The following is a 14,505-nucleotide window of genomic DNA, read 5'->3' as shown; positions in this document are numbered from 1 at the left end:
AACACAGCTAATTAAGTAAACGTGTAATATCTTTTAACATAGCTATTTCTTGACTTAAATTGCTTTTCCTATATTCTATGTATCCATCCTCAGTGATATTTTCTTCTGGAAACTCTTTACCATGTATATAGAAATACTTCAATTTCAGATAAGTACTAATGGGAAAGTCATAATGATACCAAGTGCTTTTGTACCCTACAATTCCGCATTTCATCAAAAGTAATTCTAGTGCATGAATTAATTCAGCTAAAAATAAGTGAAAATCACAATTTGCGTCAAGCTCGATAATAGGAGTTCCTATGCTTTTATTATCAATATCTTGATAGGTAGTGATTATTATCCGTAATGTATTCCTATCTACTCTTCTAATCAACCAATTTGAACCAATCGGCTCGAAATTCCAATCAAAACTGACCTCTTGTTTTACTTCATCTCCTGGGACTATTTCATATATGAGACTCAACACCCCCTCTACCAAATCAATGAGAGGTTCAGTTAAATAACTAGGAGAAAAGTAACACGTCTTATCATCTATTTGCAGAAAAGAATCAGCCCAGCCAACGCCATTTAGGATGTACGAAAATTTCACCATAAAAAACTCACCTCTTTCGCATAAAAAATATTTAGTCTGGAGCATCAATGTACTCAGACCCTCTAGATTTTAAGCACTTCAATCAGTTCTTCATCCATATACTGATAAACATCAGGGATGCCTAGGCAAATGACCTTCTTGTTAGAAAGGTTCACTCCAAATTTATCTTTTAATCTTTTAACGTGCTTCTTCTCCATTGCTAAGTCACATCAGCCCAACCAATATGACCGCTCGTGACCTTTATCCGTGCATTTTCCTACGTACCAGCAGATATCTGATATATATCACCGCTTTTTATAGCTTATACAAAGTAACATCATAGTCGCTATAGATCTCTTCAATCATTTTGCTGACCACATCCCAAGAGCCATTTGCTAAACCACAGCCAATATTAAAAGGTAAAGCAATGCTTGAGTTAATGTTCATAGCCCTATTTTTTAGTTCAAGCAGTGCACTTTCTAATGCCGAGTAGTCAGTATATTGCTCTTTTCCACGACCATATTTAAGCTGTCCAAATAGGTTAGCAACCGTTTTTCCATTCGTACATTCAACCAACTGACACATGCCTAGCAACTCTTGTTTATCTGCTGTAGTGTTGCATTTGTCTTTGTAAAACTCGAAAGCTTCGGGATACTTCTCCTTTATTAGCTTAGCTACTCCACTTCCCATAACGCCTTTGCAATTTACCTGATGTCCGATAATGTCTTCTGATGCTTTGAGTAGATCACCATTTACTATGATTACAGCCATTTCGTGGCCTCCTTTTCAATTTCTGCTCGTTAATTGTTAGATCTCTTTGGCATGTTGAGACTACCGTTTTTATTCAATATCTAAAAACATAACTGTAGCAGATTTGATTGACGAAAGGCAGTAGAAGTCAAATACTTTTTTAGAGTACTTGGCTCCTGCAGCCTTCTTTCATTTCAATCAGTTATTAGCGAGGTTGGACATTCATACTATTTTGTAAGGCCGGGATCTCTTCGCCATAGTTCTTGTTGACAAAAATCTTCCACTCATCGTTCTCTGTAACGACCGCTCGCTTGTAAGTCACGCTTTCGTCCCTGTCCTCCCTATTGTTATGGAGCTTCTCTGCAACGGTAAAAACAAGCGAATCGCTATCCATCTCATCATTCTTGATTTCGATACCATTCAATTTGTAGAGCTCAGCGTTCAGCTTCATGAATAACACGAAGTCCTCTTTACTATTTACCTTCCGATCTGCCTCCGAAAGAATAGCGTAAGCATCTTCATAATTCGCGTTCATTACATTCGTATAGTACCTATTCAGCGCCTCTTTTGGATCATCCTTCGGCGAACATCCGACTGATGCCGCGATTAAGACCATAACGAATAATGATAACGTAAACCGTTTCATGGTAACCCCCATTCGCTGAAATTAACTAGTTACAATAAATGGCGCAGTTAATCACGGACCGCATTTTCACCCGGTGCGGATGTTTCAGACTTTGGAGGTACGTTCCCTTCCTCTATACTTTTCTTGACACTGTCCGGTATAGAGTCCAGATTTCCGTTCGTATCCTTGAACTCTCTGCATCCCGTTAGGATCGCCAGAACAATGAGTATGTATAAAGATCGTTTCATAAGGCACCCCCTATTTACCAAATTATACCATGGGCATGCAGGCTGGTTAACGGGGGGATATCGTCTCATTCTCCACAGGCAAAACTAGAAACCCAATTCATACCGTCGAACGTGATCACAAGCTTACCAGAAAGGACGTCTCTATCACTATCTTGAAATTGATTTAAGTCAAGCGTTACGGTATCACCAAAGGTCGCAGTCAAACCTGAAGCATAGATCAAGAAAACATTTGGATTTGGAGACACGATTTCCAAGACATTTATTCCCGCTGAGCCTACACCGTACAGGCGTCTTTAAGGCTGGGGGAGCATCCATTTTTTATATCGACAGCTAGTTAACGTGTCCGATTCTATTTCTGGCAAGCCCCCAGGATAGATCATCATCCTGCATTTCATTGGTAGGCAACCGTACAAGCAAACGTAGGTCGATTGACATATCATACTTTTAGCGTCTGTGTTAAGGAGAACCCAAGTTCCTTCTGCTCGTTAGGATCATGAAGGGAAAGGAGGAACGTCTTTGAGAAAACAACAGCCAATCACCAGTCAGGAACGTTTCACGCCAGAATTTATGCAATGGCTCAAGCAAAATAACGTCTCCAGACGACAGCTGAAAAGAGAGCCAGCAGCATTGGAGCAGTATCATCAGGAATGGATGAAGACTCAGAGAAAAAAAAGACCGCGGAGACCCTCATTGTTTCAGCTTCCTAGCATAGCAGACATAGACTTGGGTGCAGTCGTGGGAAATGTACAAATCGCCAAAGAAATCTTTAAAACGTATCGTGTACTGCAAGGAACGAGTCTTTTTAAAAGGAAATAGGACTGGACGACCTATAGGGAGAGTGAGTGCTCTCCCTTTTGCATGAGAAAAACTGGGCAAAGATAATAGGGAAGTATGGGAGGCTTCAGTGTGGAGCACTTTTATTTTTCCCCGCTTCTAGTTGTTCTTCTAGAAATGCCTGCCTCGCCTCTTTTGCCAAATGAACAAGCAGGATCAGAACGAGAATATAAGCAAAGTCTAGAAACCAGATGAGGGTCATAGGATGAGCTAACATAGCCCCGAGCATGGGTGACATCATTCCGCCCATGATTCCTGCCATCACTCCCTCAATGGATGCTGTGAGAGAAACCCATTTTCCTGTAACAAACCCAACGGCCATCCCTATTAAAACAGCGAGGATTGTGGCGAGCCCCAAGTCGTTTACGAGATACACTTGTATATTCAATCCGAGAGAGATACTAGACATGGCACCAAGCACCATTGCGAATATCATGCCATCCATGCAAGCCAGCTCAGACCGATTTTTAAAGGTATAAAGCATGCTGCTTGCTGTTAACAAAATGAGAAATACCATGTTCAGAAAGAGCATCCCGGCCTCCTGTGATTACAAGTTTTTTGCTCTCGCTATTGCTGACTTGCTTTTTCTCCGACATCCACACCTGCAAAAAATCGTGCATCTACTTCCCCGACAAAGGCACCTATAAGCCAATCGGACCACCTCCTGCCATAACATATGAGTTTTGCAAAGAAAGTTGTCTGAAAGAGGGAGTGGCATTTTCGTCATTTTTTGGAAAATAGCCTTTTACCTGCATACCACAGGAAAGGAAAAGGGAACCCCTGGTTGGCTCCCTGAAGGTGTAATCACAAGGTATCCCTGCGCAACGCAACCAGCATTATCTTCCGCAGACCTTTCCAAATCGGAGCATTGTGCTTATATTCTATGGAGTTGTTATATAGCTTCGTTAAAAATAGCCTTATTCCATTAGCAACTTCTGTTTCTCGATCGGACACTAATACAGACTGAAGGAAATCCTTAGTCAAAAGTAATCCTTTCTCATCCTGACCACCATCTTAATCATGTTCAACAACTTCAAAATAGATCGTACACTTTCCGCCTATACGTTCTATTTGAATCCCATCATCTTTTAGTAGACTGAATATCTTTTCTTGGCCTTGACCCCAAAAATCAACACCAAGTACTGATTCTTTGCCCTGCCACTCACTTTCAATGTAACAAGGGTCGATGATTCCTCTGATAATGAGAGGAGTTCAGAAGGAGACTGTGCTTTAATCGCACAAAAACAGGACTTTACGGTTTACGTAGTCCTGTTTTTGTATTTGATATGGGGTTTCTTGTAGCTTCCGATCATTAAGACGTTAGTTACTATATTTGAATCCTAACTTTATGACAGAAATTCCTGTTGTTCCAGATGGTCCAGATCCCGTCTTATAAGCTCCGCAGACAAGCTTGTAATTAGACTCTACAACTGCATCCACGTCGGTTCCGCTCCAATTTCTACGATTTCCAAGCATTCCAGATGATGAGCCATCTGAAAATAAAACTTCCAGTCTACATATAATTCCTGAAGAGAATCTCATCTTCATGCCTGTAACATACTTATCCTGTGTTGCATGTAAGTAATGAGGCTCTCCACCCTTTGGATTACCAACAAAATTTCCGGAATGATCTGTATAAATGAGTTGCATACCGTCAATTGAGTTGTACTCACGTATGTACACTTGCTTAAGTTCACCTGGTTGGTCTGTTACATTTATCGCATATGAAACTTTACTGTCATTTCCAAGGATGGATAAACTATATGGCCCCATCCAAATGGTTTCAAGATTTGGATCTACAATGGCTGGTTCATCCTCACGTCCAGGTAAGTAACGGTGGAGTGTAAAAGTTGTTGCGATACTTGCTGCAATTTTCGCAATCGCATCATTCATCCAGCTTTCTTTGATTGCTTGGCAAACTCCTTGAAAAGTGGCTTCGTTACTATTAAAATCATCGCGGTAATGGATCTTTTTTTCTACAAATGAATCTTTGGCATACCCATGCGCTGCCCAATAAAAAAATGGAGGGACTGTAGTAGGGTTCTTGTCTGTATACCATTTTATCTCGATTTTACTTTCTCTCCATGCCTTCCATTTTGGGTAAATCTCGAGGAAAAACTTATGGTAGTCTTGATATCTCTTAGTCAAATCCTTTTGCCATACTGTTGTATTGTCCTCGGTATATATTTCTTTGCCGTGACTGAGTCGTTCTCTAAGAAGTGTTAGGTGTATATTGGCGATCGTGATGGTGAGGGGAATTAAATGAATGGAGTTAGTTGACTCCGTGAGTTTATGATGCATGATATTTAGCTGTGTAAGCATGGAGGTCATAAAGCCGCCCTTTTCATGATTACCAGCATCCACATATTGCTTCATCGTATCTTCTAAACCTTCAATCTCGTGCTTCCGTTCCTCCATTTCTTTGTCTAATATCGCTTGATCTACTAAACCCTTTACCTGATCCTTAATTAGACTAAAAATATCCGCTTTATCCGTTGGCCATAACTGACCAATAGCAAATGAAACAATAGCTCCAACATACGGAATCTTTTTTGCGGCTCCCTCTGTTATGTTTTTAATTCTATTATTCCAAGTATCAGCATGAATCAAAATAATTGTTCCCCTCTCTTTCATGGATGTATAGTAGTTCTCCTTATGTTAAATTATTCCTCCTTTATTTGACCGGGCAAGATAACGATTATACAAAAAATCCCGGGTTTCCCTCTTCAGGTATGACCAAGGGCTTTACACATGCTGTTACGGTGATCCGGACTTGGTTCGAACCAGCGACACCCACCCAGTGAATCCGTCAGATTTACTATTCCAATATAATTACGCATCCCCCCATGTCCGACTTCTCAATCGCTTCATATAACTAACTATCCTGTCAAAATTCAGAGAGGTGAGCTAATGAAAAAAACCGAGCAGCTTCACCAACTACTCAACTCCCCAGAGACACAATTTCTGATGGAGGCTCACAGTGGACTGTCGGCAGCGATCGTGGAGGAAGCTGGCTTCAAAGGAATTTGGGCAAGTGGACTTTCCATATCCGCCTCCATGGGAGTAAGGGACAACAATGAACTTTCCTGGACTCAGGTGCTTGAACAGTTGGAATTTATGAGTGATGCGACATCCATTCCGATTTTGGTTGATGGCGATACTGGATACGGAAATTTCAACAACGCTAGAAGATTAGTCATGAAACTGGAGCAGCGAGGAATAGCCGGTGTATGCATTGAAGATAAATTATTCCCGAAAACAAACTCATTCATCAATAGTACGACCCAACCGTTGGCAGATGCAGACGAGTTTTGCGGAAAAATCAAAGCGATGAAGGATATACAACGGGACGATCATTTCAGTGTGATTGCCAGGGTTGAAGCTCTCATTGCAGGATGGGGACTGGAGGAAGCATTGAATCGTTCGGAGGCCTATCGCTTGGCGGGAGCAGACGCCATATTGATTCACAGTAATCGAAAGGATGCTACGGAAATTGAAATGTTCATGAAGGAATGGGCCAGCAGACATCCTGTAGTCATTGTACCGACCAAGTATTATACAACTCCTACGCCATTTTTTCAAAAACTCGGTGTGAACCTGATTATTTGGGCAAACCACAACATGCGGGCATCCATCGTTGCAATGGAAAAGGTAACACGCCAGATTTTCAAGGAACAAAGCCTGATTGATGTTGAACCAAACATTGCTTCCCTGGATGAAGTGTTTCGCTTGCAAAGAGCCGAAGAACTGCTGAACGCTGAAAAAAACTACTTGCCGATCTCTGTTGCTCAATCAGGGGAGTCTCCATGTTAAGTACAAAAGCATTGGGCGAGGAACTAAAAAACCTTGGTTTTACGTTTTATAGCGGCGTGCCCTGTTCCTTTTTGAAAAGTTTGATCAATTATGCGATCAATGAGCTCGAGTATGTCGCTGCAACTAATGAAGGGGATGCAGTAGCCATCGCTTCGGGAGCCTATTTGGGCGGAAAAAAATCTGTGGTACTCATGCAAAACTCCGGTCTTTCCAATGCCGTTTCCCCTCTTGTCTCACTGAATCATCCGTTTCGCATTCCGATTCTTGGTTTCGTAAGCCTGCGAGGAGAGCCTCGCATTTCCGATGAGCCGCAGCATGAACTGATGGGAACGATTACAACGCACATGTTGGAGCTGATGAAAATTAAATGGGAATATCTCTCAGACAATATCCGTGAAGCCCGGGAACAGCTTCATCGTGCAAATGAAGCCATACACAATCAATGCTCCTTTTTTTTTGTTGTAAGAAAAGGAACGCTCGATAACGAAATCTTGCGAAACCAGTCAGGAACAACGAGTCGAAATGTTGAAAAAAGACAAAAACTCCATCCTGATGAGAATCCAAGCCGATATGAGGCGTTGACAGTGATTCATGCGATGCGGGATGAACATACCATTCAATTGGCCACGACAGGTATAACAGGAAGGGAATTGTATGAGATCGAGGATGCCGAATGCAATCTGTATATGGTGGGCTCCATGGGATGTGTCGGTTCACTTGGTCTTGGCTTGGCGATGTCACAGCCCCACAAGAACATCGTTGTCATTGATGGGGACGGTTCGGCGTTAATGCGCATGGGCAGCTTGGCAACCAATGGCTATTACCATCCTGCGAATATGCTTCACATTTTGCTGGATAACCACGCCCATGATTCTACAGGGGGACAAAAAACCGTGTCCGATAACATGGACTTCATCAACATTGCAGCTTCTTGCGGCTACGCACGATCAATCCATGTCCACACCCTGCAAGAACTGAAAGAACAGATACTGGCGTGGAAGACCGAGAAAAAGCTAACTTTTTTGTATTTGCCCATATCCAGAAAGTCATCGGAACAAATCGGGCGTCCCATCATCAAGCCGTATGAAGTGAAGGAAAGGCTTCGCCACTATCTTCAAAAAAATTATGGCCCATTCGAGTGTGATTCAGATTGAAAAACATAAAACGAAACATCTTACTCAATCCGGGCCCTGCCACTACGACGGCAAGTGTCAAACACGCACAAGTAGTCCCCGATATTTGTCCGCGCGAACAAGAATTCGGAGATGTAATTGAATTTGTATCGACAAAACTGACTCAATTCATTGCCGATCCTGCTCAGTATGTTACCGTTTTATTTGGGAGTTCGGGGACGGCTGCAGTAGAATCCATTCTAAGTTCAGTTATCGATCAAGGTATCTTGATTATCAATAATGGTGCCTATGGAAAACGCATGTGCGAGATTGCCGATGCCTATAACCTGCGATATATCGAATTTCAGAGTTCACTCACTGAGCCGATCGATTTGCAACAACTGGACACATGGATTCAACAGTCTGCATTCGCCTGCTCCCATCTTGCTGTTGTTCATCATGAGACAACAACAGGGCTGCTGAATGATATCGCCTCCATCGGAGGATTATGCAAGAAGTATAGTATGGATTTCATTGTGGACGCGATGAGCTCATATGCAGCCATACCGATCCACATGAAAGACATGAACATCTCTTATCTGGCCGCTAGTTCCAATAAAAATCTTCAGGGTATGCCGGGGATTTCCTTTGTCATTGCTTGTACAGAAAAACTGAAAGCTTCCCGAGAAATAAAGCCAAAAAATTATTATTTACACCTATTTTCCCAATACGATTACTATTCGCTTCACCGTCAAACTCGCTTTACACCACCCGTTCAAACCTTTTATGCCTTACAACAGGCCATCCGTGAATTAGAAGTCGAAACCGTAGAAAACAGGTATGCTCGCTATGTCCGATCTTGGGAAACACTAGTGAGTGGCTGTAACGAGATGGGTTTGGAATATCTTGTACCGGAACATTCCCATGCAAAATTAATCACCGCGATTAAGGATCCAATCTGCAGCGGCTATGATTTTATGGAAATGCACGACTTTTTGTACAGCAACGGTTATACCATTTATCCGGGAAAACTGGCGAATCATCATAGCTTCAGAGTTGCCAATATCGGGGATATCACCTATATGGACATTGAGAACTTTTTAAAATTGTTAGCGGAATACTTGAAAAGAATTAAATACATTCAATAAGTGGGGAATGAATATAGATGAGCAATAAATTGGGAAAATACAGATTGATGAAGAGATCACCAAACTTAGCTCATCATTTGCCCGAGACGGCTGCCTTTGGAATCAATCAATTCTGGAGGCTACTGAAAAAATATGGAGATATCATCGTAAAACCTAATTACGGGAGTCGGGGGCGAAATGTAATCCGGATTTATTCTTCAGGTAAGGACCGTTATATTATTCATTACGAAAGAAGAAAGAGTATCGTACGAGGAATCACTTCTGCCTACCGATCGACTTTGCGCATTGTAGGTCGCGGAAGATACATTGTCCAGCGCAGGGTACCGCTTGCAACCGTGAGTCGACGACCGTTTGATGTCAGGGTCATCGTTCAAAGGAAAATAGGATCGAACAAATGGACAGTCACAGGAAAAGTCGCGAAATTGGCAGGTAAAGGATATATCGTGACGAATTTGACGAGGAGCAATGGCACCCCTCTCCACGCTTCGAACGCCATCCGGCGATCGACGATTCCAAACCGTCGAAAAAAAGGGGTACTGGTAAAGCTCAATAATATCGCCGTACGAACGGCATCCTGCTTACGTAAAATGTACCCCAAGCACAGGACGTACGGTTTGGATACTGGTATTAGTAACACCGGGCATATCTGGATCATAGAAGCCAACCGGTTTCCGGCCATGTCCCATTTCTACAAGCTTGGCGATCGAACAATGATTCGCAGAATCAAAAGATTTAACCAGGATAATAAAGATACATTTCAATTTCTGTCTCATTCAATCGGTGCAATCCCATCTGCTTAAAAACGCATACAACCGGAAAATGGGCCTTTAGGCTCCCACCAGTAGGTTTTTCCCACCAGAATCCCACCACTTTCGAAAACAAGATGCTGTTACAATTAAAAAATCCATCTGTATGTATCAAAAAAGCCCTTGATTATCAAGGGCTTTTCACATGCTGTTATGGTGATCCGGACTGGGTTCGAACCAGCGACCCCCACCCTGTCAAGACGCCAGACTGTTTTTGTTGTACTTTGTTAAAACTGAAAAAACCTTGATATTACAGCATTTAAGTAGTTTGCAAGCTTGTTATCTTTTGCCCCACATTGTGCCTTTTTTTACGTTTCGGCACCAGTTTCGGCACCACTTTTCTAACCGTCATTGTCCCTTTAACCAGCGGAGAAAAACCGTTTTTGATATCCTATACGAGCGACCGATCCTTACAACGTGAAATTCACCCGAGTTCAATAACTCATATGTCGATACATGAGCGATACCTAATATCGATTGAATATCCTTTGGAGTCAAAACATCATGATAATCTTTTAACATTTCTTCATCCACGGCCGGAGGATCAAAACGTATCTTCTCAGCTGATTGATGCTTTTCCTTCTCGACATCCTTTAATAATTCCCGATATGCATGTACCTCTTTAATCAGTGTATCTACATCCATCATCATTAACTTATGCTTAGATTTTAAACGATCTTCCATCTCAGAAATTTGTTTATCTGATAAAAAGTTGTGTCTCATTTTCCTCACCTGTTTTTGTCTTACATTAACACTCTAAAGAAAAAGCACCATTTGTGCGCTTATCGCAATTCAATTCTAGCTTCCCCATTCATTATCTCGCTCCGCTACGCCACTTATGAATTAATTTCACTTCTCTTCCATTTCATTTCCGGAATAGCGGCAGTTAAAACTGAGGCAACCCAAAGCATTTCTCCGTTATTAAGAATCCATTCAGAAAGAGGCAGCTTTTGAACAGAGTATTGACGAGTTGAAGCAGCCTCCATATATGAACGGGCAAAAGTCTCGCCAAAGTTGGGAATTGCTGAGACTGAAAGCAGCAGTAATCTTTCTGTAATTCGCTCTTTCTCAGCTTCTGTCTGTTCTAGTGTGAGCTCAATCTCTTTCCAGCCAATGTCTAAACCTGATATTCTAAGCGTATCTTTGTCAAGTTTGGCGACCCACTGCTCTCCATGCTCATTTTCATAATACCAAAAACGATGGTTCTGTTCCCCAGTTGCCCAAATAGGAGGATTTTTCCCTTCAATACTCTGAAGTTTTATAGAAACCGTATTGTCCATTTTGCTTCTCTCCTTCTTAATTCTATCTATTCGGGTATCTTCGCATACTAGAATCTAATTGTCAAAATAAACCAGTAGGAGCTTCCCCTAATTTCATACTTCATAAAAAGTAGCCCGTAGACAGCTCATTGAATCATCTCACTTAACGGAATTTTTCGTTCAGCAACCAACGGGAAAATCCGTTCGTTAGATCTTTTATGCTCTTACTCATGAGGTTTCCAAAATTGTACTGTATATGACCGGTAAAGGATCTGTTATAAAGACTTTACCGGCAACAAGACTCTACACGCACGGGATGGGATTGGAGTATTCGAAACAGAGGCAGAGGCAGACGAAGCAGGGATGGAGAAGCTCGATGGCAACCCCACTCAAATGTGGTCCCTGTTCCCTACACATCCTGCAATCAACTATGTTAAAAAGGAAAAGTTCTCTTCGTTATCGAATAATGGTAAAAGAAGGGAGGTGTTGGTAATGAATATCAGATTATTTCCTTCATCCAATGGTAGAATAACAATTCATCCCCCAGAACAACTCGTGAACGAAATCCACGATGTTCTCTTAAATGACCTTGGTTGTCAGGTAACAGAACTTTTGCGCCGTGCATCTGGTCACTCTGTAAGTAACAATCCTGCATCCTTAGATGACAACATGAAGTATAATGGTTTCATTGAAATTATTCTTCCAAATGGATTGACCTTAAAAGAAGTTGCTTACAAACTAGCTAAAGAAGGTCAAAGTGTAATACAATCTGTCGATAATTTCTTGATTATCGATGATATTACCGACAATTTAGTTCCCTAGTTTTTTCAGGCACCTAACAGGTGCTTGTTTTTTACCCCACATGCTGTGTGCTTCTCCCGGCTTCCACCAGGACACTGTGATTGCATCCTCATGGGCTGAATCACAGATTATGTAATGAAATGATTCCAAATCGTCTCGCTCAACGTATGACATAATAAGGAACTGTCTTATTCTTTCAGATGCAAGTACAAGGCTCGCTGCTCCGTCAGCACAAAGCGTATTGATAATGGGTTTTCTATTTTGCTTGCCATTTACCTGGCTCCTTTCTCTCCCACGCTTCCAGAATTGTCATTGTGTCCGGGTCGGATCGCTGCCACTCAATGTATTCCTCACGTGCTAAGACCTCCAAAACGGTCATAATCCCGCCTCGATCCCGTCCTGTCTTGATACACAATTCGTCTACTGTAGGTGTCCTGCGACGCCCAGCTGAGTAGTTGCCTATCATACGGAGTACCTTTCGCTGGATATCAGACAGCATGTCGAATCACCACCGGCTGCACCGCAAGAATATTACCAATAGCAAAGACCCTCAGAGCTCTTCTTGTGAGGCAGTATGCTTTCAAGCTCTCACCGTTGATCTTTAAGGGTCGCATTTTGCGCTGAGTTGTCTGCCTTCGCTGCCAAGATAGATAATCTCGATTTGCTGTTGTTGGTCAATTGCGCGTTGCAGTTCCTTTACCAATTTGTCTGCCCCTAAATAAGAACGTTCGTTCCTAATTATGTACAAATAAAATGCGAACGGGCAAATAGAAAAAAACTCCACCTTTTCAGTGGAGTTCAGGCTTGTCATTTTCAGGAGGTCCTACCAAAAGAGTTGTGCTGTCGCCTTCTGGTGGCCCAAATATGGGGCTTCCCCATCCATCTGGCGATGCGAGTAAGTTAGAGACACCGTTGCCTTCTCTAGGTCCACAGCAAGCTGTCATGCTGGCATATCCTGGACCATCTTCCATCTTCATTTGATCCCAACCAGGACCTCCAACGGCACGAATGACTTGCCCTCTCTCGCCAAAATCAGAAAGAAGTGGCATGCTCCTTTCTCCTATATCTAGGCTAAAAGGAAAGCCGCGTTCACCTGCATCGAAAGAGATGGTCCCACGATCTCCACCCTCAAGAACAAATGGTGAAGGTCTGTCACCACCATTAAAATTCAGTGAGGAATATTGTAATGTATTGATGAACATCAAATCACCGCCTTTTCTGTCTATCATACAGTCATGCCAGAAAATAGAAAAGCCCTCCCCGGAAACGAATCCAAAGGTAACCGCCAGCAAACCACGCAAGCCAAACATAGAACCCAAGCTAAGAGATTTTGAAGGTGAAAAAAGCCGGTAATTCCTATGATAAGGAATTACCGGCTTGCTGTTGGGGCCTCATGTATTTATGGCTCTTTTTCTTAACAAAAGTATTGTATCAATTAACAATCCAAACAAGAAGAAAATAACCATGTGTAGCAAATATCCAGTAGGAAGGATCACACTATCAGCATCTGGACTTACTTTAATTATCCAACTACGGAATGGTTCAACATAACTGATGTAATCAAAGAGTGGATTCGTTACAAATAACAAAATATGCTTGGCATCGTTTCCGAAATAATCGAAACAGCAAATTAAAAAGCTAAGAAAAATAAGCCAAAAACTAAATCTCTTAAATAAAATCATTTTGTTCACTCTCCCATATTTCGAGCGGTTTATTTGTATTATACAGGAAAAATATTGAAAATTGTGAATATTTATGGTAAAAATAGTATATTGTTAAAAAATGGAAGTGTTGAAAATTATTTACAAAAATTTTTCCAGAATACTCTTTCTCTTCTTAATGATCTTTGCTTTATGTACCCCAGCAAGTTTTGCTGCTGATTTTACTACACTAGAAGTAGACCCAGGGGTCACGTATCCTGGTACAAGTGTAAAAGTAAAAATAGGCGATATGCTGGTGACTAATCAGACCTCTTCAGCTGGATTGACCGGACATGCTGCCATCGTAACGGATAATTATACCGTTGTGCATATAGGAGGATATGGTGAGAATCCCGAGGATATATCCATTTCGAAATTTTTCAAAAGGTATAAATCAAATATTAAGGTTGTCCGTTATAGCAGTAGTAGAGCAGCTAGACAAGCTGGCGAGTGGGCAACCCAGTTTGCAGAAGAATACTCAGATGCAACATATGGTCTAACTAATAAATTGAATGGTGCCTCGCCTACATACTGCTCCAAAATAGTTTGGCAAGCTTTTTACTATGGAGCGGATGTCAATTTTAATGACCGGAGGCCAAACAGTGTTCAAATGTTTATGCCCTATGATATTTTAGATTTAGACGATACTAGAGTAGTAGCTAAGATTGGTAGTTGGTAATAGGGACATTTAGGTAATAATGTGTAACCTGAGACGGGGACTCTATTAGAGAGTCCCGTTTTCTTTTTCCTTAAAATCACAACGGCTCGATGCGTTATTAAATGCCTTTGACAAACAAAAAAAGCCGACTGCATGAGCAATCGACTTGAGCGAGTAACT

Annotated in this window: 17 protein-coding genes; 7 read left to right on the top strand and 10 right to left on the bottom strand. The window is 41.7% G+C overall.

Features of this window, described 5'->3' with window-relative positions:
* Nucleotides 1-7 precede the first annotated feature (7 nt).
* The 4 genes from SB752_RS09850 to SB752_RS09835 form a co-directional block, all read right to left on the bottom strand.
* Nucleotides 8-592, bottom strand: a complete 585-nt coding sequence (locus SB752_RS09850) for a hypothetical protein (RefSeq protein WP_410715500.1) — start codon at nucleotides 590-592, stop codon at nucleotides 8-10.
* Between the two features lie 294 nt (nucleotides 593-886).
* Nucleotides 887-1,342: a macro domain-containing protein gene (locus SB752_RS09845; protein WP_410715499.1), complete on the bottom strand. Its 456-nt coding sequence runs from the start codon at nucleotides 1,340-1,342 to the stop codon at nucleotides 887-889.
* Between the two features lie 184 nt (nucleotides 1,343-1,526).
* Nucleotides 1,527-1,967, bottom strand: a complete 441-nt coding sequence (locus tag SB752_RS09840) for a nuclear transport factor 2 family protein (RefSeq protein WP_410715498.1) — start codon at nucleotides 1,965-1,967, stop codon at nucleotides 1,527-1,529.
* A 47-nt stretch (nucleotides 1,968-2,014) separates the two neighbouring features.
* The gene (locus SB752_RS09835; RefSeq protein WP_410715497.1) at nucleotides 2,015-2,194 is read right to left on the bottom strand and encodes a hypothetical protein; all 180 of its coding nucleotides are present in this window, start codon (nucleotides 2,192-2,194) and stop codon (nucleotides 2,015-2,017) included.
* Between the two features lie 516 nt (nucleotides 2,195-2,710).
* Between SB752_RS09835 and SB752_RS09830 the strand changes: the two genes are divergently transcribed.
* Nucleotides 2,711-3,010: a hypothetical protein gene (locus tag SB752_RS09830; protein ID WP_410715496.1), complete on the top strand. Its 300-nt coding sequence runs from the start codon at nucleotides 2,711-2,713 to the stop codon at nucleotides 3,008-3,010.
* Nucleotides 3,011-3,095: 85 nt separating this feature from the next.
* Here SB752_RS09830 and SB752_RS09825 read toward each other — a convergent pair whose 3' ends face one another.
* Together SB752_RS09825 and SB752_RS09820 are read right to left on the bottom strand one after the other, a co-directional pair.
* Nucleotides 3,096-3,560: a hypothetical protein gene (locus SB752_RS09825; protein ID WP_410715495.1), complete on the bottom strand. Its 465-nt coding sequence runs from the start codon at nucleotides 3,558-3,560 to the stop codon at nucleotides 3,096-3,098.
* Between the two features lie 788 nt (nucleotides 3,561-4,348).
* Nucleotides 4,349-5,662 (bottom strand): insecticidal delta-endotoxin Cry8Ea1 family protein, encoded by a 1,314-nt coding sequence (locus SB752_RS09820; protein ID WP_410715494.1) that lies wholly within the window; start codon nucleotides 5,660-5,662, stop codon nucleotides 4,349-4,351.
* Nucleotides 5,663-5,938: 276 nt separating this feature from the next.
* Between SB752_RS09820 and aepX the strand changes: the two genes are divergently transcribed.
* From aepX to SB752_RS09800, 4 genes are read left to right on the top strand one after another with little or no spacing between them, the layout of a single operon-like run.
* The gene (gene aepX / locus SB752_RS09815; RefSeq protein WP_410715493.1) at nucleotides 5,939-6,841 is read left to right on the top strand and encodes a phosphoenolpyruvate mutase; all 903 of its coding nucleotides are present in this window, start codon (nucleotides 5,939-5,941) and stop codon (nucleotides 6,839-6,841) included.
* Complete coding sequence (gene aepY / locus SB752_RS09810; RefSeq protein WP_410715492.1) at nucleotides 6,835-7,995, top strand: phosphonopyruvate decarboxylase; 1,161 nt, start codon at nucleotides 6,835-6,837, stop codon at nucleotides 7,993-7,995. Before aepX ends, aepY begins: the two co-directional genes overlap by 7 nt.
* Nucleotides 7,992-9,101 (top strand): 2-aminoethylphosphonate aminotransferase, encoded by a 1,110-nt coding sequence (locus SB752_RS09805; protein WP_410715491.1) that lies wholly within the window; start codon nucleotides 7,992-7,994, stop codon nucleotides 9,099-9,101. The genes aepY and SB752_RS09805 overlap by 4 nt, the downstream gene beginning before the upstream one ends.
* A gap of 17 nt (nucleotides 9,102-9,118) precedes the next feature.
* Nucleotides 9,119-9,901, top strand: coding sequence for a YheC/YheD family protein (locus SB752_RS09800; protein WP_410715490.1), 783 nt, complete (start codon nucleotides 9,119-9,121; stop codon nucleotides 9,899-9,901).
* A gap of 354 nt (nucleotides 9,902-10,255) precedes the next feature.
* Here the strand turns inward: SB752_RS09800 and SB752_RS09795 are convergent, their stop codons facing one another.
* Both SB752_RS09795 and SB752_RS09790 read right to left on the bottom strand, forming a co-directional pair.
* Entirely contained in the window at nucleotides 10,256-10,630 is a 375-nt protein-coding gene (locus SB752_RS09795) for a helix-turn-helix domain-containing protein (RefSeq protein WP_410715489.1), read from the bottom strand.
* A 113-nt stretch (nucleotides 10,631-10,743) separates the two neighbouring features.
* Complete coding sequence (locus SB752_RS09790) at nucleotides 10,744-11,187, bottom strand: hypothetical protein (RefSeq protein ID WP_410715488.1); 444 nt, start codon at nucleotides 11,185-11,187, stop codon at nucleotides 10,744-10,746.
* Between the two features lie 471 nt (nucleotides 11,188-11,658).
* Between SB752_RS09790 and SB752_RS09785 the strand changes: the two genes are divergently transcribed.
* A complete protein-coding gene (locus tag SB752_RS09785; protein ID WP_410715487.1) occupies nucleotides 11,659-11,988 on the top strand; it encodes a hypothetical protein in 330 nt (109 codons plus the stop codon).
* A gap of 235 nt (nucleotides 11,989-12,223) precedes the next feature.
* Here SB752_RS09785 and SB752_RS09780 read toward each other — a convergent pair whose 3' ends face one another.
* Together SB752_RS09780 and SB752_RS09775 are read right to left on the bottom strand one after the other, a co-directional pair.
* The gene (locus SB752_RS09780) at nucleotides 12,224-12,466 is read right to left on the bottom strand and encodes a LexA family transcriptional regulator (protein WP_410715486.1); all 243 of its coding nucleotides are present in this window, start codon (nucleotides 12,464-12,466) and stop codon (nucleotides 12,224-12,226) included.
* Between the two features lie 289 nt (nucleotides 12,467-12,755).
* Nucleotides 12,756-13,277 carry a hypothetical protein gene (locus SB752_RS09775; RefSeq protein ID WP_410715485.1) on the bottom strand — a complete coding sequence of 174 codons (522 nt, stop codon included), beginning with the start codon at nucleotides 13,275-13,277 and terminating at the stop codon, nucleotides 12,756-12,758.
* 472 nt (nucleotides 13,278-13,749) lie between these two features.
* Between SB752_RS09775 and SB752_RS09770 the strand changes: the two genes are divergently transcribed.
* Nucleotides 13,750-14,346, top strand: a complete 597-nt coding sequence (locus SB752_RS09770; RefSeq protein ID WP_410715484.1) for a YiiX/YebB-like N1pC/P60 family cysteine hydrolase — start codon at nucleotides 13,750-13,752, stop codon at nucleotides 14,344-14,346.
* Nucleotides 14,347-14,505 lie beyond the last annotated feature (159 nt).

It is taken from the genome of Brevibacillus sp. SIMBA_040, from assembly GCF_046535075.1.
In the GTDB taxonomy this organism is placed as follows: Bacteria; Bacillota; Bacilli; order Brevibacillales; family Brevibacillaceae; genus Brevibacillus.
Note: the sequence above shows the minus strand (reverse complement) of the source record. Positions and strands in the feature narration are given on the sequence as shown.